The sequence below is a fragment of the Chitinasiproducens palmae genome, from assembly GCF_900095735.1.
Classification (GTDB): domain Bacteria; phylum Pseudomonadota; class Gammaproteobacteria; order Burkholderiales; family Burkholderiaceae; genus Chitinasiproducens; species Chitinasiproducens palmae.
The window spans coordinates 51043-71318 of the sequence record NZ_FNLO01000008.1 but is presented as its reverse complement, the minus strand read 5'-3'; the positions used below and the strand labels follow the sequence as shown (position 1 = coordinate 71318).

Below are 20276 nucleotides of genomic sequence, written 5' to 3'. Positions count from 1 at the left end.
GCAACTGCCTACAATCGCTGCACCCACAAACGAGACAGGACAAAAAAATGGAACATCAACTGCCGCCGTTGCCCTATGCGAAGGATGCGCTGCAGCCGCATATGTCGCAGGAAACGCTCGAGTTCCACTACGGCAAGCATCATCAGACGTACGTCACCAACCTGAACAAGATGATCGCGGGCACCGAGTTCGCCGATCTCTCGCTCGAGGAAATCGTGCGCAAGTCGTCGGGCGGTGTGTTCAACAACGCCGCGCAAGTCTGGAACCACACCTTCTTCTGGCATTGCCTGTCGCCGAACGGCGGCGGTGCGCCCACCGGTGAACTGGCCCAGGCCATCGACGCGAAGTGGGGCTCGTACGACAAGTTCAAGGAAGCCTTCGCCGCCGCCGCCATCGCGACCTTCGGTTCGGGCTGGGCGTGGCTGGTGCGCAAGAGCGACGGCTCGCTCGACATCGTCTCGACCAGCAACGCGCAAACGCCGCTGACCACCGATGCCAAGCCGCTGCTGACCGTCGACGTGTGGGAGCACGCGTACTACATCGACTACCGCAACGCGCGTCCGAAGTTCCTCGAAGCATTCTGGAACATCGTCAACTGGGACTTCGCCGCGAAAAACTTCGCCGCCTGAGTTCGCGAGGCGCCGGACCATGCGGCGCCGCCCGATGCGACAAAGCCCTCGATGGCGAGGGCTTTGTCGTTTCTGACAGTCGTGGTTGCGTCGCCGAGGACGCCGCTCGGACCGCCACGTCCAGCCACGTCCAGCCACGTCCAGCGGCGCCGATGGCGGCGAGCGGTTCGGCCGTCGCGGCTCAAGGTCCGCCGAGGTCGGACGCCAGCGCATTGAGATGCGGGTCGAAGTAGCTCGCCGCGCTCATGCCTGGAATGTATTGATCGGAAATGTAGGAGCGGCAGCGTTGCATGAACACCTGCGCCAGCCGCGGTCGCTTGGCGGGCGCGTAAGTGGCCAGGCCCAGCAGCATCGGGCGGTGCTCGCCGGCCAGCCGCAGGCGGGTGAACCGCTTGCCGTCGAGCGACTGATTCGACTTTGGCCTGACATTGAACAGCGCGTAGCCGATACCGTTGGTGACGAGCGATCGGACGACGTCCTCCGAGCGCGTCCGTGCGACGATCTGCGGCGCCACGCCGGCCCGCGAGAAAAGCGACAGGAAATAGTCGCGGCTCATCGGCAGGTCGAGCAGCACCATCGGTTGCGGCGCCAGTTCCCCGAGCGTGACCGCGCGCTGCTGCGCGAGCGGATGCAGTTCGCTGACTAGAACGTGTGGCGGCAACTGGCACAGGGTCTCGAACTGCATGTCTTCGTCGAGATCGAGGTCATACGTGATCGCGACGTCGATTTCGCCGTTGTGAAGCTTGGCGATCAATTCCCGCTGGTCGCCTTCGACCAGCTTCAGCTCGATCTTGCTGAAGGCGCGCTTGAAACCGAAGATGACTTCGGGCGCGATCATCGGCGTCAGCGACTGGAAGCAGCCGACCCGCAGCACCCCTTGCATCGCTTCGCTCGAATCCGACGCAATCTCGTAAAGCTTCGACGCGCGTTCGAGCAGGCGCTCGCACTCCTGCATCACTTGCGCGCCGACCGGTGTCAGGGTCATGCCCTTGGACGGATGGCGAATGAACATCTGGATGCCGAGCTCACCTTCCATGTGAGCGATGGCGGCGGAAATCGACGGCGCCGAAATATGGATCTGGCTCGACGCGATGGCGATGCTGCCGTACTTGGCAGCCGCCAGGAAATACTCCATTTGACGCAGGGAAATGCGATTCAGCATGAGCGGGACGAGATGGAGCAGGGCGACAGGCCACCGAACGCCGGGGTGGTGCAGGTAACGGTGATCTTCGCACGGCGCGTCAACGCCCTATAAGCGATCAAAAAAGCGATCAAAAAAAGCGATCAGAAATCGCCGGGCACGCCGAAGCTCGGCGCGCTGCGCGGATCGCGGGCACGCGTCACGTAATCGTCGATTTGCGGCGCATACACCTGCCAGGCGCGGTGCAGCGCGGCGACCGGATCCGCCTCCACCCAGTCCATGCGGAGGTCGACGATGGGCCAGTCGAGATCGCCATAGACCAGCAGGCCGGCGGAGTGAACCGGCCCTTCCTCGCCGCCCGCCGCCTGTCCAGCCAGCAAGGCCTGCATCAGCCGCTCGGCCAGCGGCCCGTCTGTGCGTTCGAAAGCGGCGAGCATCGCGGCGGGCACCTCGCGCGAGGCCAGCATGTTGCCGGCGCAGGCGGCGTGTTGGCCCACCACGCTGGCGAGCGTACCGAGCGCCTTGCCGCCGGTGAACACGGCGGGCGGACGATGCGTATCGATGGCCATCAGTTGGCGATATTCGATGAACGGTGTCTGCTGCAGCGTTTGCAACGCGTCAGCCGGCGTGTCGCCGCCGGCCATCAGGTCGAGAGCCCGTGGTCCGAGCGCCGGGTCGGTGATGTTCTGGCTGGCGGCCGCACCGACGCCAGACCGCGCGCGGATGCAGCGCGCGGCCACGGCCGGCGACGACGAGGCCACCGCGGCGCCGAATTGGCCGCTTCGCTGGCAACGGGCAATGATCGAAAACGTCATGGGCAGTGCCTCGCAGTGCGTGGATCAATCCGGGATGACGGCGGTCGCGTCGACTTCGACCAGCCATTCGGGCCTGGCCAGCGCCGAGACGACGATGCCGGTCGAGACGGGGAAGACGTTCTTCAGCCATTTGCCGACCACGCGGTAAACGTCTTCGCGGTAGCGCGGGTCGGTGATGTAGATGGTGATCTTGCAGATGTCGGCGAGTTCCCCGCCGGCTTCGGCAAGCAGCATGGCGATGTTGGACATCGCCTGCTCGGTCTGGCCGGCGGCGTCGCCGATGCAGACGCTTTCCGACGTATCGAGATTCTGGCCGATCTGCCCGCGCAGGAACACGAAGCTGCCGCGTGCGACGACTGCCTGGCACAGATCGTTGTCGAGCTTCTGCTCCGGGTAGGTGGCCTTGGTGTTGAACGTCCGAATGCGTTTGTGTTTCATGGCGCGACGATGGAGGTGAGGGAAGGTGAACGAGCCGCCTTGCGTGGCGCGGGCGAAGTGAGCGACACGAGCGACATGAGCGGCATGAGCGGCATGAGCGGCATGAGCGGCATGAGGAGTGGCATCGCGCGTGGCCCGGCTCGGCCGGCAGGCGCATAGGCAACGGCTGCGAAGCGGCGCCGGCGCTCGGCCGCGATGCATCAGATGGTCGGTCAGACGGGCGGCGCTGCCAATTTGGTTTTTCCGGGGCCGTGTCTCGGAATTTCCGAAAGCCAGGCCGCGCCGGCGCCGGTGGCGACGGGACCCGGCCGGAAGGCGGCGAGGCGGCTGGCGCTGTGGCTGGAGTGCGGCGAAGGCGGTTGGCAGGCGGTGGCCACCCGTCCGTCATGCATGCCCGCCACCGCATGCATGAACAAAAAAGCGTGGCGTCAGGAATTGCGAGTCACGCCAGCGGAAAAGGCAACTTGTTGAACGCGGCGCGCGCTTTCACTATCCACTCGACCCGTACCGACTGCTTGCGACCGCGCACGACCACTCGCCACCATGCACCGCGGCTCACGGCCACTTAAGGCCACTGAAGGCCACTGACGGCAGTGGCCCGGCCGGCGCAGCACGGGCTGGAAGGATGACGAGGCTCGGCATGGCCGCCGGTGACGGATGTCGTCCTTCTGCGTACGTTGGCTTCGCGACTCTCTTTTCAACCTTTGGGGTATCGAGTGATCAAAAAAATACTCACCGCCAGCATCGTCTTCGGTGCCATGGCCGCGGGCTCCGCGAACGCCGACGACGCGCTGGTCGTCAGCACCTGGGGCGGCAACTTCCGGGACATGATCGATCAGACCATCGGCCGCGAATTCACGAAGCAGACCGGCGTCCCGGTGAAGTACGTCACCGGCGGCACCATCGACCGGCTCAACAAGGCCAAGCTCGCGTCGTCGCCCGAGAGCGACATCACCGTCACCACCTCGCAGGTCGGCTGGCTGTACGCGAACAGCAACCTCTTCGAGAAGCTCGACACGAGCAAGCTGTCGAACTATTCGCACGTCGTCGACCAGGCGAGGATCAGTCCTTACCACGTCGGCACCTGGGCCTACGTCTATACGATCGGCTATCGCACCGATCTCGTACCGGCCAGCATGAAGTTCAACAGCTGGAACGACCTGTGGAATCCGGCGCTCAAGGGAAAGCTTTCGGTACCTGATTGGGACCCCAGCCACATCATCACGGTGGCCGCGATCCTCTCCGGCGGCGACGCGAAGAACTGGCAGAAGGGTGCCGACAAGCTCAAGGCGCTGAAGCCGAACTTCAAGGCGTTCTACACGGACGACGCGAACGGCCAACAGCTGATCCAGACCGGCGAGACGCCGGTGCAGGTGCTGCTGTCGATGAACGCCTACTACCAGATCGCGCAGGGCGTGCCGATCAAGGTCGTCATTCCGAAAGAAGGCGCGGTGCTCGGCGTCGACACGATGGCGATCATGAAGGGTTCGAAGAAGGCTGACCTGGCCTACAAGTTCATCAATATCGCGCTGTCGCCCGCGGTCCAGGCCAAGATCGTCGCGTCGCAGAAGGCCAGTCCGGTGATCGACAATGCCTCGGTCAGCGCGGCGGATGCGGCGCTGCCTGGCGTGTTCACGACGCGCGCGCAGTGGGAGAAGCAGACCATCGTCATCGACTCGAAGCTGCGCGCCGAACTGACGCCGGCGTGGCGCAAGTGGTTCGCCGAAAACATCATGAACTGAGACGTCCACGGCACCCGTCCGCCGCTTCCCTGCCGGGTCTCGCCGCCGGCGGTGAACCGCGCGCGACCGGGTCGCCGTCGGCGGCAAACCCACCAAGAACGATGGCATGAACATGTACAGCAGGCTGAAGGGATGGATGATCGCGCCCGCGGTGATCCTGGCACTGAGCACGTGCGCGGCGTTGATGACCGTGCTCCAGTTCAGCCTGCGCGCCTACGTGCCCGGGTCGCTGGACGTCGGCGGTCTGACGCTGGAGAACTTCTCGGGCCTCGGCAATGGCATCTACCTGAACGCACTGTGGAACACGCTGCGTCTGAGTATCGAGACGATGGTGTTCTCGCTGCTGCTCGCCTACCCGCTGGCCTATGCGCTGGTTCGCGTGCGCAACCGCACGCTGAAGTCGATCATCCTGATCCTGTCCCTCACGCCGCTGTTTCTCGGCGAGATCGTGCGTACCTACTCGTGGACGGTGGTGCTCGGCAGCAACGGCTTCGTCAATACGCTGCTGCGCAAGCTCGGCCTGATCGAATGGCCGCTGGACCTGATGTTCACGCACTTCGGCGTGGTGGTGGCGCTGGTGCATGTGACGATTCCGGTGACCGTCCTGATGCTGGGCGCGGCGATCTCGCATATCAACCGCGACTATGAACGCGCGGCGCAAAGCCTCGGCGCCAATCCGGTTCGCATCTTCGTGACGGTGACGTTGCCGCTGTCGATGCCGGGCATTCTGGCCAGTGCGACCACCGCGTTCGCCTGGACCTTCAGCGCGTTCGCGACGCCGCAGATGATCGGCGGCGGGCGCGTGCCGACCATCTCGACGCTGGTCTATCAACTCGGCCTGTCGTCATTGAACTTCCCGCTGGCCGCGAGCCTCAGCATCATCGGTCTGGCCTTGACGATGGTCTCGCTGCTGGTCTTCGGCAAGTTCACCGCGCGACTGCAGCGGATTGGAGCGCACTGACATGAAGATCAAGAGCAGCCTGCCGTGGCCGTTGCGGATTGCCGGTCCGATCCTGATCTGCGCGATCCTCGCCTTCCTGCTGCTGCCGGTTCTGGTTGTCACGCTCGCGGCATTCAACGACCGGGCGATCCTGTCGTTCCCGCCCGAGCAGTGGTCGTGGCACTGGTTCGGGCGCGTGCTGACCTATCCCGATTTCCAGGCCGGCTTTCGCTCCAGCCTGATCGTCACCTTCTGGGCGTCGATCATTGCATTGGTGATCGGCGCCGGCATCGCCGTCATCGTCAAGCGGCTGGACTTCAAAGGTAAGGATGCCTTGCAGGCGATCCTGACGATGCCGATGGTCGTGCCGCAATTCACGATCGGGCTTGGCCTTCTGATGCTGGTCGCGCAGGTCGGCATGGAGCGGGGCTACGCAATCCTGATTCTGTGCCACGTAATTCTGGTCTTGCCGTTCGTGCTGCGCAGCGTCTATGTGTCGATGGAGAATCTCGACGAACGTCTGGAGAATGCCGCGGCGAGTCTCGGCGCGCCGCCGGTGAAAGTGTTGCTGACCGTCGTGGTGCCGCTGCTCGCGCCAGGGCTGTTCGGCGGCTGGCTGTTTGCCGCGATCCTGTCGTTCAACGAGTTCACGGCGTCGCTCTTCATCACGACCGAGGCGACTCAGACGTTGCCGGTCACGATGTACAACTACGTCCGCCAGTTCGCCGACCCGACCCTCGCCGCGCTCTCGGTGGTGTACATCGTGGTTACCGCCAGCCTGTTGGCGTTCGCGAATTATTTCCTCGGTCTCGGCAAGATCCTGAACATCGAAGAGAGCCGTTGAACGTGTGCGTGCTTGGCTTGCATGGCGGGTTGGCCGCGTCCGCCGGCCCGCGCGCGTCGACCGCCCGCTGGCGCGCCGGCGCCGACGCTCCGCCGTCAGCGCGATGCTGTCCACGAGACCTGCCATGATTCGCTCCAACGTCGCCGACTACCGTGCGGCGGCGCGGCGCTTCCTGCCGCGTTTCGCATTCGCCTATCTGGAAGGGGGCGCCGAGAACGAAGTCACGTTGCGTCGCAACCGTGCCGCGTTCGAAGCGCTCGCGTTCGAGCCCCGCGTGCTGCGTGATGTGTCCGCGCTGGACACGCGCGCGATGCTTGCCGGCCGCGGCGTCGCGTGGCCGGCGGTGGTCGGACCGACAGGGATCAACGGCATCTTCAGACAGGCAGCTGAAGAAGCGCTCGCTTGCGCGGCGCATGCGGCGGGACTGCCGTTCGTCATGTCGACCGCGTCGACCAGTCTGCTGGAAGACGTTCGCGAGGTCAGCGACGGCGATCTCTGGTTGCAGTTATATGTGCAGCAGGATCGCCGGATCGCGGAGAACCTGATGGCACGCGCGCGCGAAGCGCGGTTTTCGACGTTGCTGCTGACCGTCGATACGCCGGTGCTCGGCCAGCGCGACGACTATGCGCGCACCGGCTTTGCGATGCCGGTGCGCTGGACGCCCGGCCTCCTGTGGGATCTTGCGATGCATCCGCGCTGGCTGGCGTCGGTCGGCGCCCATGGTCAGCCAAGACTCGTCAACCTGTCGCGGAGCGCGCGGCTGGCGGCCGGCATCGACGACGTCACCGGCACGCGCACGCATCGAATGGACCAGACCTTGAACTGGCGCGATATCGCATGGCTGCGCACACACTGGCAAGGCCGTATTTTCCTCAAAGGCATCCAGAGCGCGCGCGACGCACGCACCGCGTTCGGATACGGGGTCGATGGCGTCGTGCTGTCGAACCATGGCGGACGTCAACTCGATGGCGCGCGCAGTCCGCTCGACATTCTGCCCGAGACCGTCGCGAGTGCGCCCCGCTCGGCCGAGGTGTTGATCGATGGCGGTATCCAGCGGGGCAGCGATGTGGCAAAGGCTGTTGCGCTCGGCGCGCACGGCGTGTTGCTCGGCCGCGCACCGCTGTATGGCCTGGCGGCGGCGGGGCGGGCCGGCGTGGCCGACGTTCTTGCGATGCTGCACAAGGAGTTGCAGACCTGCATGCGGCTCCTCGGTTGCACGTGCATCGCCGAGCTGGGCGCCGAACTGTTGACGACGCACGGCATGCCGGCGGGCCAGCTCGGTGTTGGTGGCGTCGGCGAGGTCAGCCTGGCACCGCAGGCGTCTCAGTAACCGCGCCGCACGTCGACCTGGCTGCTCAGCCTCTCACCGTTCGACACGCGCACGAGGTTGTCCGCGATCTGCCGCGCGGCCGATGCCGGGATGGCGACGGAAGCGAGGTGCGGCGTAATCAGCACGTTCGGCATCGACCAGAGTGGATCGTCGCCGGGCAAGGGTTCCGGATCGAAGGCGTCGAGCGTGGCGGCGCCGACATGACCGTTCTCCAACAGCGCCGTCAATGCGCGTTGATCGACGATGGCGCCGCGCGCCACGTTGATGACGGCGGCGCCGCGCGGCAGCCGCGCCAGCCGGGCGCCATCGAGCAGGCCGCGCGTGTCGGCGGTCAGCGGCAGCATGATCACCAGAATGTCTGCCTGCGTCAGCACGCCGTCGAGCGCATCGAGGCCGGCGTGACACTGCACCCCTTCGATCTGCCGCGGGCTGCGCGACCAGCCGAGCACCGTGAAGCCCTGGCGTTGCAGCTCGCTCGCGGCGCGCGCGCCAAGCTCGCCCAGGCCCAACACAGCCACGCGGATGTCCTCGGGATTGCGCGGGTGCCGGTAAGTCCATTCGCCGCGGCGCTGCGCAGCCTCGAAGAACGGAATGTCGCGCGCGTGCCGGAGGGTCGCGAAGAGCACGTAACCCGCCATCATGCGTGCCATGTTCGGATCACTGATGCGGGTGACCGGCACGTGCGCCGGCAGGTCGTCGCGCGACGTCAGCGAATCCACGCCGGCGCCCAGGTTGACGATCAGCCTGAGCTGCGTCATTTGGCGGAAAAAGCCGCTGGGCGGTTTCCAGACCAGCGCGAAGTGGACCTCGGTCGAATCGGTGACCTCGTGCGCGCGCACGATCCGCAACGCCGGCAGGTGGGCCTGAAGCGCGCGCTTCCAGGTGTCGAAGTCGTCGAAGTCGCTATGGAAGACGAGCGTACCGAGTTCGGCGGAAGGGGCGGGGCGGTTCATGACGCGAGACTGTCGAGGCGGATCAAGGCGGTTGTCATCATCGGCGAAGCAGACGCGACATCGCTTCGATCGCCAGTTCGTAGCCATCCCCACCGAGTCCTGCGATGACGCCATCGGCCGCTTTCGAGATATAGGAGTGGTGACGGAAGCTTTCCCGGCGCCAGATGTTGCTCATGTGGACTTCGATGATCCTGCCCGGAAAGGACAGCAGCGCATCGAGAATCGGTACCGACGAGTAGGTGAGACCGGCGGCGTTGATGATGATGCCGCCGGCGGTGCCGCGTGCCTCCTGAATCCAGTCGACCAATTGCCCTTCCCAGTTCGACTGCACGAACTTCAGCGTCAGACCGAGCGACGCGGCCTTCGCCTCGCAGCGGGCCTGCAAGGTGGGATAGCTGTCGCTGCCGTAGACCCGGTTGGCATCGAGGCCGTAGAGATTGGCATTCGGACCATTCAGGAACCAGACGGTGTCCGGCTGGGTGGGAGACGTCGCGGTATCGGCCATGGCGTGTGCTCAGCGCTCGGAGGGGAAGGTGGCCTGCATGGCCGGCAGCGTCTGCAGCCGGGCATGCCAGCGTGCGGCGTTCGGATGCGCATCGCGCCATGCCAGGTCGGGGAAACGAAAATCCAGGTAGCCCAATGCGCAGCCTAGGGTGACCTCACCGATCGTCAAGCGCTCGCAGGCAAGGGCGTCGGCGTCCCGTTCGATGATCGCGAGACAGGACTGCACCTTCACCAGTTGCGCGTTGCGCCATCCGTCCCATTGTTTGTCGGACGGCCGGGCGGTGTACTCGTAGCGGGCCAGCAACGCGGCGTCGAGCAGCCCGTCGCCCAGCGACTGGCGGCCGAGGGCCTGCCAGCGGGCGTGTCCGGACGCTGGGAACAGGCCGTAGTCGGGCCGCAGGCTGTCCAGATATTCGCAAATGACGCGGCTGTCATACAGCGTGCGGCCGTCGCCCAGCACGAGCGTCGGCACCTTGGCGAGCGGATTGTGGACCGCGATCCTGCCGTCGCGGACCACCGGATTGGCGGCGCTGGGCAGCAGAGCAATGCGCTCGCTCAGTCCGAGCAGGTGGGCGCTGACCCTCACCTTGCGGACATACGGCGAGGTGGGCGCGTGCAACAGTTGCATCGGACCGGCATCCTGCGAGGCGACCGGCGTCATGGGACCAGCACCAGCTTGCCAAATACCGCGCCGCTTTCGAGCAGACGATGCGCGTCCGCCGCCTTGGCCAATGGCAGGCTTTGCTGTACGCGCGGCCGGATCCGGCCATCGGCGATCAACGGCAGCACGCGTCGTTCAAGCAGGCGAGCCATGCGCGCTTTCTCGTCATCCGACTGCGGGCGCAGGGTCGACGAGTGCAGGCTGAGCTGCTTCTGCATCAGCGTGAGCAATTCGATGTCGATCCGGGAGCCATGCAGAAACGACAGGCTGACGTGTCGTCCGCCGAATGCCAGCGCGTCGAGATTGCGGCGCACATAGTCGCCACCGACCATGTCGATCACGACGTCCACGCCGCGCCCTGCGCTGGCTTCGCGGCAGGCTGCAACGAAGTCGGTATCGCGATAGCAGACAGCCGCCGCCGCGCCCATCTCGCGCAGTGCGTCGAGACGGTCCGCGCGGCCGGCGGTTGCGATCACCGTCGCGCCTGCCGCGTGAGCCATGCGGATCGCCAGCGTGCCGATGCCGCCCGCCGCGCCGTGGACCAACACGGTCTCGCCGAGCTTGAGGGACGCCAGTTCGAACAGGTTGTGCCAGACCGTGAAGAGTCCTTCGGGCAATGCACCGGCTTCCTCGTCGCCGAGCCCGGTCGGCACGGGCAGGCAGTGATCGGCCGTCGCCACGCACCAGGGAGCATAACCGCCGCCGGGCAGCAGGGCCATCACGCGCGCGCCGGGCACCAGACGCGCAACGCTCGGACCGCAGGCGGCGACCTCGCCGCAGGCTTCGAGGCCGAGCACGTCGGTGACGCCAGCGGCCGGTTTCGCCAGGCCCTCGCGTTGCATGATGTCCGGGCGGTTCACGCCCGCGGCCAGTACGCGCAGCAGCACCTGGCCGGGGCCCGGCGCCGGCACCGGTCTTTGCGCGAAGCGCAGCACGTCGGGACCGCCCGCTTGGTGCGCGACGATGGCCTGCATGGAGGAGGGAATGCTCATCGTTCGTTTCAACTCACGCACAGGACACGATGCGGCGCTCACGCCACCGCTTCGGGGAAGACAGTCAGATAGCGGGGTGGCAGCGCCAGCGCGGTCACGGTGCCGATCGGGAAGCGTTCGATGGCATCCAGTCCGGCCGTGCGCACCATGACCCGTTGCGAACCGTGCGTCGCGACGTTCACGTCCACGTAGCTGTCGACGTGATCGCCCTGGAACACGTGATTGACCACGGTGCCGGTCAGGACTGAGTCCGCGCCGAGCGGCTCGAAGCCGATATGTTCGGGGCGCACGTAGATATCCATGCGTCCGCCACCGTGCTCGCCGCCGACCAGACGCTCACGCTCGACGCTGACCAGACCGCCGCCCAGGCGGAGCTGGTAGTGCGTCGCGTCCTCGCCATGGAAATGGCTGGGCAGGATGTTCACGTCGCCGAGGAAGGAGGCGACGAACGGATCGGTCGGGCGCCGGTAGATTTCGTCGGGCGTGGCGATCTGGCAAATGCGGCCTTGCGACATGACCGCGATGCGGTCCGACATGCTGAGCGCTTCGCCTTGGTCGTGCGTCACGAACACGGTGGTGACGCCAAGCTCGCGCTGGATCTCGCGGATCTCGACCTGCATCGCACCGCGCAGGCCTTTGTCGAGTGCCGAGAACGGCTCGTCGAGCAGCAGCACCTTGGGTCGGATCACCAGCGCGCGGGCCAGTGCGACGCGCTGCTGCTGCCCGCCGGACAGTTCGCGCGGCTTGCGATGGCCGAGTCCGCCAAGCTTGACCAGCGCCATCGCCGCGTCGACCCGTTGCGCGATCTCGCGCGCGCCGACACCGCGCATGCGTAGCCCATAGCCGATGTTGCGCGCCACATCCATGTGCGGAAACAGCGCATAGCTCTGGAACACGATGCCGATCTCGCGCTGGTGCGCTGGCAGGTCGGTCACCAGCTTGCCGTCGATGAAGATTTCCCCCGTATCCGCTTGCGTGAAGCCGGCGATCAGGTTCAGCAGGGTCGTCTTGCCGCAACCGGACGGGCCGAGCAGGGTCAGAAATTCGCCCTGTGCAATCTTCAGCGAGAGGTCGTGCAGGATCGTCAGATCGCGATATTTGGCAACCACGCCTTCCATGCTGACGGCAACCGGGGCGCCCGCCGTCGCGCGGCTCCCGCCGCCGCTGCTGTCGCTGGCGTCGCGGTTGCTGCCGTTCAAAGATTCCACAGGTTTCATGACGATCCATTTCGCGCAGCGCGGGCGCACTGCGAGTGAGGCGGTGAAGGGCAACAGGCGGCGATGGACGGCAAGCAGCGGCGACCAGCGGCAGCGAGGCAAGCAGCGGCCGACCAGGCATGCGCGGCTGGTCGGGCGGGCAGCACCACCGAAGGATACGAGAACGAAAGGCGGGCGCGGTTTGCGAATCCTGAGGCCCGTCATCGGAAAAACGGATGCCCTCGCGCCTTCATCGTCCGGCGATGCCGTCCCACCACCCCTTTGGTTTTTCCGAAGCACCGCCTACGAAAATGCTGGTTATCAAGCGCGCGCGCCTTGCGCAAACTGCTCTCCCCATGAACCGCCCGTTCAGCAGAGCAGGGCTTGGCATCGTTCGCTCGGCGCCCGCGCGTGCCGGATCGGAGGCCACACGTTCCCCATTCCTTCTTCAGGATCAGAAATGCCAGTCGAACAAATCGATACGCTCGTCATCGGCGCGGGACAGTCCGGCATCGCCATGAGCGAACATCTCCGGGACATGAAGGTTCCGCATCTCGTGCTCGAACGCAAGCGCGTCGCCGAGCGCTGGCGCTCGGAGCGTTGGGATTCGCTGGTGGCCAACGGTCCGGCCTGGCACGACCGTTTTCCGAATCTCGAATTCGACGACGTGCAGCCGGACGCGTTCCCGCCGAAGGAGCGGGTGGCAAAGTATTTCGAAGACTATGCAAGGATGATCGACGCGCCGATCCGCACGGGCGTCGAGGTGACGAACGTGAAGCGTTGCGACAACCGACCCGGTTTCATCGTGACGACGTCCGACGGCGTGATCGAGGCGAAACGGGTCGTCGCCGCGACTGGTCCATTCCAGGTGCCGCAATTCCCGGCGATCATCCCGGCCGATGCCGGGGTGCGGCAACTGCACTCGTCCGCGTACAAGCATCCGGGCCAGCTCGACGATGGCGCCGTGCTGGTCGTCGGCGGTGGCGCGTCCGGCTCGCAGATTGCCGAAGAGCTTCGTGCGAGCGGCAAGACGGTTTATCTGTCGGTAGGCGAGCACTATCGGCCGCCACGCTCGTACCGGAACCGGGATTACGTCTGGTGGCTGGGCGTGCTGGGCAAGTGGGACGAAATCAAGAACAAGCTCAAGAAGAAGCACGTGGCGTTCGCGGTGAGCGGCTACGATGGCGGCAAGACCATCGATTTTCGCCGCCTCGCACATCAGGGCATTACCGTGCTCGGCCTGACCAAGGGCTATGAGCGCGGCGTGCTTCATTTCGAGAACGACCTGACCGCGAACGTTGCCGCGGGTGACGAAGCCTACTTCGACGTCCTGCGCGAAGCCGATGCCTATGTCGAACGCAACGGGCTGGACTTGCCGGCAGAGCCGGATGCCTGGCAACTGCTCGACGATCCGGCGTGCCTGACCGAGCCGATCCTGCGACTCGATCTGGCCGAAGCGGGCATCAAGACGATACTGTGGGCCACCGGTTTCAAGTTCGATTTCGGTTGGCTCCAGGTCGATGCCTTCGACGAGCATGGCATGCCGTTCCACAAGCGCGGCATTTCGGCTGAAAGCGGCATTTATTTCCTGGGGCTGCCCGAGCTGACCAACCGTGCGTCATCCTTCATCTACGGTTGCTGGCACGACGCGAAGTATCTTGCCGATCACATCGCGATCCAGCGCAACTACGTTGCGTACGAGAAGGATTGAACGAGGGGCCACGCGTGCGTCGCGCGGCGCAACCGCCATTGCAGGCGCACGAAGGCACCGTGACAGGACATGCGATGAACACGCGATCGAGCCAGGACATGCTGGCCCACCTGGTCGGATTTCCGACCGTCAGCCGGGAGTCGAATCTCGGCCTGATCGAATTCGTGCACGACTATCTGCACGAACTGGGTGTGGCGAGCGAGCTGTTCCACAACGACGACCGAAGCAAGGCCAACCTGTTTGCGACCATCGGCCCGCCCGGCGACGGTGGCGTCGTGCTGTCGGGCCACACCGACGTGGTGCCGGTGGACGGCCAGAACTGGACCGTGCCGCCATTCCGACTGACCGAAGCGGACGGGCGGCTGTACGGGCGGGGCACCGCCGACATGAAGGGCTATCTTGCTTCGGTGCTTGCCGCCGTGCCGCGCTTTCTCGAAGATCCGTTGGCGGTGCCGATTCACCTGGCGTTCTCCTACGACGAGGAAATCGGCTGCGTTGGCGTTCGGCCGATGTTGGCCGAGTTGCAAAAGCGTGGCTTCAGGCCGCGCGTCTGCGTGATCGGCGAACCCACCGGGATGCGCCCGGTGCTCGGGCACAAGGCGAAGCTGGCCGTCCGCTGTTGTGTCAAAGGGGCCGCGTGCCATTCCGCGTATGCGCCATACGGCGTCAACGCGATTCACTACGCGGCTCGGCTGGTCGCCAGGCTCGAGGAGATTGGCGACGCGCTGGCCGAGCCCGGCCAGCGGGACGACCGCTTCGACCCGCCGTTCACGACCGTGCAGGCCGGCCTGATTCGCGGCGGCCGCGCACTCAACATCGTGCCGGCGGAATGCGACTTCGACTTCGAGGTGCGCGCGGTGCCCGGTTTCGATATGCGCACGGTCACCACGCAACTGCAGTCCTACGCGAGCGGGACGCTGCTGCCGCGGATGCGCGCGGTCGTGCCGGATACCGACATCCGTTTCGAGACGCTGAACGCGTATCCCGGACTTGCGACGGACCCGGACAGCGACGCGGCGCGCCTGATCGCCGCGCTCAGTGGCGCGGGGCAGGATGAAGCCGGCCGCTTCGATACCGTCGCGTTCGGCACCGAAGGTGGCCTATACGATGCGATGGGCATTCCAACGGTGGTGTGCGGGCCGGGCAGCATGGACCAGGGTCACAAGCCCGACGAATTCGTCACGGTCGAACAACTGAGCCGGTGCGATGCGATGATGGCGCGGCTGGCGACTCGCCTGAGCAACGCGCCGGGCGGCCAGGCCAACGGGTGACCGGCGTGCGCGGCATAAACGCGTGAACGGCGCGGGCGCTATGCTGTTCAAGCGCGCCGCGCCCGCGCGTCGAGTGCAGCGATTACGGCACCCCGTGAGCCGCCGCGCCATGTCGCTCCAACTGCTCAGGCTGCCTGGCGCGGCGCGGGGCAGCGGTAGCGCTGCCTGATCGAACCGGCCTCGTCGACGCTTTCGAGATGCACGTCGAAACGCCATAGGCGCGCCATGTGCCGCAGCACTTCGTCGGTCGTATCGGCCAGCGGACGATTGTCGGTGCGGTAGTGCCGCAGCGTCAGGCTGCGGTCGCCGCGCGTGTCCACCGACCAGACCTGGATGTTCGGTTCGCGGTGGTGGATGTCGTATTGGCGAGAGAGGGCCTGGCGCACGTAGCGATAGCCGTTGTCGTCGTGGATCGCGGAGATTTCCAGCGCATCGGCGTTCTCGTCATCAAGTATCGAGAACAGCCGCATCTCGCGGATCAGCCGGGGCGACAGGTACTGGGCGATGAAGCTCTCGTCCTTGAAGTTGCGCATTGCATAATGCAGCGCGTCGAGCCAGTCGTGCCCGGCCAGATCCGGAAACCAGCGGCGATCTTCCTCGGTCGGCTGCTCGCAGATGCGCCGGATGTCGCTCATCATCGAAAAGCCGAGCGCATACGGATTGATGCCGCTGTAGTAGGGCTTGGTGACGCCGGGCTGGAGCACGACGTTGCTGTGCGAATGGAGGAATTCCATCATGAAGCCGTCGGACAGCTTGCCTTCGTCGTACAGCGTGTTGAGCAGCGTGTAGTGCCAGAAGGTGGCCCAGCCTTCGTTCATCACCTGCGTCTGCCGCTGAGGATAGAAGTACTGCGCGACTTTGCGGACGATGCGAATCACTTCGCGTTCCCAAGGTTCGAGCAGCGGCGCGTTCTTCTCGGCGAAATACAACAGATTCTCCTGCGGTTCGGCAGGGAAACGCTGTGCATCGGCCTGCGCCGCCTCGACCTTGCGCGCCGGCAGCGTGCGCCACAATTCATTGACCTGTGACTGGAGATACGCCTCCCGTTCGCGCCGGCGCAGCGTTTCCTTCACGAGCGACAGTTTCTGCGGCCGCTTGTAGCGGTCCACGCCGTAGTTCATCAGCGCGTGGCAGGAGTCGAGCAGTTCCTCGACGCGCGCCATGCCGTGCCGCTCCTCGCATTCCGCGATGTAGTGCTTGGCGTAGACGAGATAGTCGACGATCGCTTGCGCGTCCGTCCAGAGTTGGAACAGGTAATTGCCCTTGAAGAACGAGTTGTGACCGTAAGCGGCGTGCGCGATGACCAGCGCCTGCATCGTCAACGTGTTCTCCTCCATCAGGTAGGCGATGCACGGACTCGAGTTGATCACGATCTCGTAGGCCAGGCCCATCTGGCCGCGCCGATAGTCCTTCTCGGTGGCGACGAAGTGCTTGCCGAACGACCAGTGGCGATAGTAGACCGGCATCCCGATCGACGCGTAGGCGTCCATCATCTGCTCGGACGAGATGATTTCCAGCTGGATCGGGTAGGTGTCCAGCCGGTAGCGTGCCGCCACCCGCGCGATCTGCTCGTTGTATTCCTCCAGCAGTTCGAAGGTCCAGTCCGACGGACTGGGCAGGGGCGTTCGTATGACCTCGTTCATCGTATCCTCTCCTGCGCATGCGGCGCCGCGGCATCCATCACGGCCGCGCTCAGGTGCCGCTCGTCTGCTTCTCGAACAGTTCGCGGAACACCGGGTAGATCTCGTTGCTGGCCAACACCTTCTTCATCGCGAATTGCGGGTGGCTGGCAAGCATCTGCGTGTACTCGGTCCAGAGATTCTGCTCTTCCTGCGCGACCTGGATGTAAGCGAAATAACGGCAGCGGGGCAGGATCGCCTCGCTGAGCAGCTTGCGGCATTTCGGCGAATCGTCGTTCCAGTTATCGCCGTCGGATGCCTGCGCGCCGTAGATGTTCCATTCCGACGGCGGATAGCGCGCTTCGATGATCTGGCTCATCAGTTCGAGCGCGCTCGACACGACCGTGCCGCCGCTCTCGCGCGAATGGAAGAACGTGTGCTCGTCCACCTCATCGGCACGCGTGTGGTGCCGGATGAAGACCATCTCGATTCGCTCGTAGCTCTTGGTCAGGAACAGATAGAGCAGGATGAAGAAGCGTTTGGAGAGATCCTTGCGCTGCTCGTCCATCGAACCCGACACGTCCATCACGCAGAACATCACTGCCTGGCTCGACGGCTCCTGCTGCTTCGCCCGATTCACGTAGCGCAGGTCGAATGGGTCGATGAACGGAATCCGGCGGATGCGTTCGCGCAGCGCTTCGATTTCCTGGGTCAAGGCGACGATCGCCTCGCGACGGCTCTGCGTGAGCGGCGCCGGATCCTGCTTGAGCGCGGCGAGCTGGGCCTCCAGCGCCTTGGCCTGTTCTTCCAGCGGGCCGCCCAGCGCGATGCGACGGCCCAGCGCGCCGCGCAGCGAACGCACGATGTGGATGTTGTTCGGCGTGCCTTCGGCCGCATAGCCGACGCGCACGCTCTTCCAGCTCGGCACGGCGAGCAGTTGCGTGGTGACCAGGCGCGGCAGTTCCAGATCCTCGAAGAAATACTGCATGAATTCTTCGCGGCTCAGTTGGAACACGAAGTCGTCTTCCCCTTCGCCATCCTGGCTCGCCTGCGAGCCGCCGCCGCCCGCGCCGCCGCCTTGCGGGCGCTTGATGCGGTCGCCACGCGTGTAGTCCTGGTTGCCCGGATGCACCATCTCCCGCGTGCCGCCCGGGCCGTGACCGAAAACGGGCTCGGACACGTCCTTGCGGGGGATCGTGATGCTGGTGGACTCGTCGATGTCCTGAATGCCGCGGTCACGGATCGCATCCGTGACTGCTTCGCGAATATGATGACGGAAGCGCCTGAGGAAGCGCTCACGATTGGCGATACTCTTGTTCTTGCCCGCCAGCCGGCGATCGATGATTTGGTGCAGCAAGTTCGCATCTCCTGCTGGAAGCGCGACCGCCGCGGTGGCGAGGACGCGCATGGTTCACTGCCCCATGCGTGCGCCTGGTTTCGCCACCGCGCCGGTGCGCCGGTCCCCGTTCGCGCGCCGCCTGTCGCTGCGGCAGGCGCCCGGGGGTAGAACCGGCCGCGGCCGGCTGACTGCTACGACGACTTGCGTACCCGCAGATACCACTCGCAGAGCAAGCGCACCTGCTTCGGCGTATAGCCCTTCTGAACCATCCGGTTGACGAATTCGTCGTGCTTGCGCTGCTCTTCGGCCGATCCCTTGGCGTTGAACGAGATGACCGGCAGCAACTCCTCGGTGTTCGAGAACATCTTCTTCTCGATCACGCGACGCAGCTTCTCGTAGCTGGTCCATTGCGGATTGTTGCCGGCATTGCCGGCGCGTGCGCGCAGGACGAAGTTGACGATCTCGTTGCGAAAATCCTTCGGATTGCTGATGCCGGCCGGTTTCTCGATTTTCTCCAGCTCGGCGTTGAGTGCCGCGCGGTCGAAGCTTTCGCCGGTGTCGTGATCGCGGAACTCCTGATCCTGGATCCAGAAGTCAGCATAGGTCACATAGCGATCGAAGATGTTCTGGCCATACTCCGAATACGATTCGAGATACGCGGTCTGGATCTCCTTGCCGATGAATTCGACGTAGCGCGATGCAAGCAGGTCCTTCACGTACGACAGATATTTCTGTTCCGTGTCGGTGGGGAACTGCTCGCGCTCGATCTGCTGTTCCAGCACATACATCAGGTGCACCGGGTTGGCAGCCACCTCGGTGCTGTCGAAGTTGAAGACGCGCGACAGGATCTTGAACGCGAACCGCGTCGAAACGCCGGTCATGCCCTCGTCGACGCCGGCGAAGTCCCGGTACTCCTGGTACGACTTGGCCTTCGGATCCGTGTCCTTCAGATTCTCGCCGTCATACACCTGCATCTTCGAGAAGGTGCTCGAATTCTCCGGCTCGACCAGCCGCGTCAGCACCGAGAACTGGGCCATCATCTTCAACGTGCCCGGCGCGCACACCGCTTCGCCGAGCGAGGAATTGCGGATCAGCTTCTCGTAGATCTTCACTTCCTCCGTGACGCGCAGGCAGTAGGGCACCTTGACGATGTAGATCCGGTCCAGCATCGCCTCGTTGTTCTTGTTGTTGCGGAATGCCTTCCACTCCGACTCGTTCGAGTGCGCGACGATCACGCCGTCGAACGGAATCGCGCCGAACCCTTCGGTGCCCTTGAAATTGCCTTCCTGGGTGGCCGTCAGCAGCGGGTGCAGCACCTTGATCGGCGCCTTGAACATCTCGACGAATTCGAGCAGCCCCTGGTTGGCCAGGCACAGGCCGCCGGAGTAGCTGTATGCGTCGGCATCGTCTTGCGAAAACTGTTCGAGCTTGCGGATGTCGACCTTGCCGACCAGCGACGAAATGTCCTGGTTGTTTTCGTCGCCCGGTTCGGTCTTCGCCACGCCGATCTGGCGCAGAACGGACGGATAGCGTTTGACGATGCGGAACTGGCGGATATCGCCGTTGTACTCGTGCAGCCGCTTGACCGCCCACGGGCTGAGAATGCTTTTCAGATAGCGTCGCGGGATGCCGTACTGCTCTTCGAGGATCGGTCCGTCCTCGTCGTAATCGAACAGCCCGAGCGGCGATTCGTTGACTGGCGAGCCCTTCAACGCATAGAACGGTACGCGCTCCATTAGTTGCTTGAGCCGCTCGGCAATCGACGACTTGCCGCCACCGACCGGACCGAGCAGGTAGAGGATCTGCTTTTTCTCTTCGAGACCCTGCGCGGCGTGACGGAAGTACGACACCACCTGTTCGATCACCTCTTCCGCGCCGTAGAACTCCTTGAACGCTGGATAGATCTTGATGACCTTGTTCGCGAAGATGCGAGACAGGCGCGGGTCGCTGCGGGTGTCGAGGGTTTCGGGTTCGCCGATGGCCTTCAGCATCCGTTCGCTGGCCGACGCGTAAGCCGACGCGTCGTTCTTGCAGACTTCGAGATACTCCTCGAGGGACAGTTCCTCCTCGCGGGTTTTGTCGAAGCGGGTCGCGAAACTGCTGTAGATATCCATACACACTCCTCGCCAACGTGGAACACTGCGTGGCCGC

Annotated in this window: 17 protein-coding genes and 1 pseudogene; 7 read left to right on the top strand and 11 right to left on the bottom strand. The window is 64.7% G+C overall.

The genetic code is table 11. The annotated features are described in order from the left end of the window. Nucleotides 1–47 precede the first annotated feature (47 nt). Nucleotides 48–629 carry a superoxide dismutase gene (locus tag BLU54_RS13855; RefSeq protein ID WP_091909431.1) on the top strand — a complete coding sequence of 194 codons (582 nt, stop codon included), beginning with the start codon at nucleotides 48–50 and terminating at the stop codon, nucleotides 627–629. A gap of 181 nt (nucleotides 630–810) precedes the next feature. On the opposite strand, the gene BLU54_RS13850 is transcribed toward BLU54_RS13855, so the two are convergent. From BLU54_RS13850 to BLU54_RS13840, 3 genes are all read right to left on the bottom strand, one after another. After that, on the bottom strand, nucleotides 811–1791 hold the full coding sequence (locus BLU54_RS13850; protein WP_091909428.1) for a LysR substrate-binding domain-containing protein: 981 nt from the start codon (nucleotides 1789–1791) through the stop codon (nucleotides 811–813). A gap of 122 nt (nucleotides 1792–1913) precedes the next feature. After that, a complete protein-coding gene (locus BLU54_RS13845; protein WP_091909424.1) occupies nucleotides 1914–2585 on the bottom strand; it encodes a DUF1028 domain-containing protein in 672 nt (223 codons plus the stop codon). Nucleotides 2586–2609: 24 nt separating this feature from the next. Next, a complete protein-coding gene (locus BLU54_RS13840) occupies nucleotides 2610–3023 on the bottom strand; it encodes a RidA family protein (RefSeq protein ID WP_091909421.1) in 414 nt (137 codons plus the stop codon). Nucleotides 3024–3739: 716 nt separating this feature from the next. On the opposite strand from BLU54_RS13840, the gene BLU54_RS13830 reads away from it, so the two are divergent. The 4 genes from BLU54_RS13830 (at nucleotide 3740) to BLU54_RS13815 (ending at nucleotide 7879) form a co-directional block, all read left to right on the top strand. Beyond that, nucleotides 3740–4765, top strand: coding sequence for an ABC transporter substrate-binding protein (locus BLU54_RS13830; protein WP_091909415.1), 1026 nt, complete (start codon nucleotides 3740–3742; stop codon nucleotides 4763–4765). A gap of 106 nt (nucleotides 4766–4871) precedes the next feature. Next, nucleotides 4872–5726: an ABC transporter permease gene (locus tag BLU54_RS13825; RefSeq protein WP_091909412.1), complete on the top strand. Its 855-nt coding sequence runs from the start codon at nucleotides 4872–4874 to the stop codon at nucleotides 5724–5726. Nucleotide 5727: 1 nt separating this feature from the next. Further along, a complete protein-coding gene (locus tag BLU54_RS13820; RefSeq protein ID WP_091909409.1) occupies nucleotides 5728–6549 on the top strand; it encodes an ABC transporter permease in 822 nt (273 codons plus the stop codon). Nucleotides 6550–6673: 124 nt separating this feature from the next. Then, nucleotides 6674–7879: an alpha-hydroxy acid oxidase gene (locus tag BLU54_RS13815; RefSeq protein ID WP_091909903.1), complete on the top strand. Its 1206-nt coding sequence runs from the start codon at nucleotides 6674–6676 to the stop codon at nucleotides 7877–7879. On the opposite strand, the gene BLU54_RS13810 is transcribed toward BLU54_RS13815, so the two are convergent. Genes BLU54_RS13810 through BLU54_RS13790 form a run of 5 tightly spaced genes read right to left on the bottom strand, consistent with a single transcriptional unit; the run spans nucleotide 7873 to nucleotide 12206 of the window. Then, nucleotides 7873–8832, bottom strand: coding sequence for a 2-hydroxyacid dehydrogenase (locus tag BLU54_RS13810; RefSeq protein WP_091909406.1), 960 nt, complete (start codon nucleotides 8830–8832; stop codon nucleotides 7873–7875). The two genes, BLU54_RS13815 and BLU54_RS13810, sit on opposite strands and share 7 nt — an antisense overlap. 37 nt (nucleotides 8833–8869) lie before the next feature. After that, entirely contained in the window at nucleotides 8870–9337 is a 468-nt protein-coding gene (locus BLU54_RS13805; RefSeq protein WP_091909403.1) for a type II 3-dehydroquinate dehydratase, read from the bottom strand. A 9-nt stretch (nucleotides 9338–9346) separates the two neighbouring features. Continuing rightward, nucleotides 9347–9964 (bottom strand): glutathione S-transferase family protein, encoded by a 618-nt coding sequence (locus BLU54_RS13800; protein ID WP_091909900.1) that lies wholly within the window; start codon nucleotides 9962–9964, stop codon nucleotides 9347–9349. A 29-nt stretch (nucleotides 9965–9993) separates the two neighbouring features. Then, nucleotides 9994–10989, bottom strand: coding sequence for an NAD(P)H-quinone oxidoreductase (locus BLU54_RS13795; RefSeq protein WP_235837958.1), 996 nt, complete (start codon nucleotides 10987–10989; stop codon nucleotides 9994–9996). A 38-nt stretch (nucleotides 10990–11027) separates the two neighbouring features. Further along, nucleotides 11028–12206, bottom strand: a complete 1179-nt coding sequence (locus BLU54_RS13790) for an ABC transporter ATP-binding protein (RefSeq protein ID WP_091909897.1) — start codon at nucleotides 12204–12206, stop codon at nucleotides 11028–11030. Nucleotides 12207–12645: 439 nt separating this feature from the next. On the opposite strand from BLU54_RS13790, the gene BLU54_RS13785 reads away from it, so the two are divergent. Both BLU54_RS13785 and argE read left to right on the top strand, forming a co-directional pair. Beyond that, nucleotides 12646–13896: a flavin-containing monooxygenase gene (locus tag BLU54_RS13785; protein ID WP_091909397.1), complete on the top strand. Its 1251-nt coding sequence runs from the start codon at nucleotides 12646–12648 to the stop codon at nucleotides 13894–13896. A 74-nt stretch (nucleotides 13897–13970) separates the two neighbouring features. Further along, nucleotides 13971–15167 (top strand): acetylornithine deacetylase, encoded by a 1197-nt coding sequence (argE, locus tag BLU54_RS13780; RefSeq protein WP_091909892.1) that lies wholly within the window; start codon nucleotides 13971–13973, stop codon nucleotides 15165–15167. A gap of 125 nt (nucleotides 15168–15292) precedes the next feature. On the opposite strand, the pseudogene BLU54_RS13775 reads toward argE, so the two are convergent. The 3 genes and pseudogenes from BLU54_RS13775 to BLU54_RS13765 all read right to left on the bottom strand — a co-directional run. Then, nucleotides 15293–16810: pseudogene (locus BLU54_RS13775) on the bottom strand (SpoVR family protein); the annotation flags it as partial. Between the two features lie 49 nt (nucleotides 16811–16859). Next, complete coding sequence (locus BLU54_RS13770; RefSeq protein WP_091909888.1) at nucleotides 16860–18143, bottom strand: YeaH/YhbH family protein; 1284 nt, start codon at nucleotides 18141–18143, stop codon at nucleotides 16860–16862. 173 nt (nucleotides 18144–18316) lie between these two features. Then, nucleotides 18317–20239 (bottom strand): PrkA family serine protein kinase, encoded by a 1923-nt coding sequence (locus BLU54_RS13765; RefSeq protein WP_091909391.1) that lies wholly within the window; start codon nucleotides 20237–20239, stop codon nucleotides 18317–18319. Nucleotides 20240–20276 lie beyond the last annotated feature (37 nt).

Coding starts and splice junctions, on each gene's coding strand:
- BLU54_RS13855 (WP_091909431.1), top strand. CDS start 48: ATGGAACATCAACTGCCGCCGTTGCCCTATGCGAAGGATGCGCTGCAG.
- BLU54_RS13850 (WP_091909428.1), bottom strand. CDS start 1,791: ATGCTGAATCGCATTTCCCTGCGTCAAATGGAGTATTTCCTGGCGGCT.
- BLU54_RS13845 (WP_091909424.1), bottom strand. CDS start 2,585: ATGACGTTTTCGATCATTGCCCGTTGCCAGCGAAGCGGCCAATTCGGC.
- BLU54_RS13840 (WP_091909421.1), bottom strand. CDS start 3,023: ATGAAACACAAACGCATTCGGACGTTCAACACCAAGGCCACCTACCCG.
- BLU54_RS13825 (WP_091909412.1), top strand. CDS start 4,872: ATGAACATGTACAGCAGGCTGAAGGGATGGATGATCGCGCCCGCGGTG.
- BLU54_RS13820 (WP_091909409.1), top strand. CDS start 5,728: ATGAAGATCAAGAGCAGCCTGCCGTGGCCGTTGCGGATTGCCGGTCCG.
- BLU54_RS13815 (WP_091909903.1), top strand. CDS start 6,674: ATGATTCGCTCCAACGTCGCCGACTACCGTGCGGCGGCGCGGCGCTTC.
- BLU54_RS13810 (WP_091909406.1), bottom strand. CDS start 8,832: ATGAACCGCCCCGCCCCTTCCGCCGAACTCGGTACGCTCGTCTTCCAT.
- BLU54_RS13805 (WP_091909403.1), bottom strand. CDS start 9,337: ATGGCCGATACCGCGACGTCTCCCACCCAGCCGGACACCGTCTGGTTC.
- BLU54_RS13800 (WP_091909900.1), bottom strand. CDS start 9,964: ATGCAACTGTTGCACGCGCCCACCTCGCCGTATGTCCGCAAGGTGAGG.
- BLU54_RS13795 (WP_235837958.1), bottom strand. CDS start 10,989: ATGAGCATTCCCTCCTCCATGCAGGCCATCGTCGCGCACCAAGCGGGC.
- BLU54_RS13790 (WP_091909897.1), bottom strand. CDS start 12,206: ATGAAACCTGTGGAATCTTTGAACGGCAGCAACCGCGACGCCAGCGAC.
- BLU54_RS13785 (WP_091909397.1), top strand. CDS start 12,646: ATGCCAGTCGAACAAATCGATACGCTCGTCATCGGCGCGGGACAGTCC.
- argE (WP_091909892.1), top strand. CDS start 13,971: ATGAACACGCGATCGAGCCAGGACATGCTGGCCCACCTGGTCGGATTT.
- BLU54_RS13765 (WP_091909391.1), bottom strand. CDS start 20,239: ATGGATATCTACAGCAGTTTCGCGACCCGCTTCGACAAAACCCGCGAG.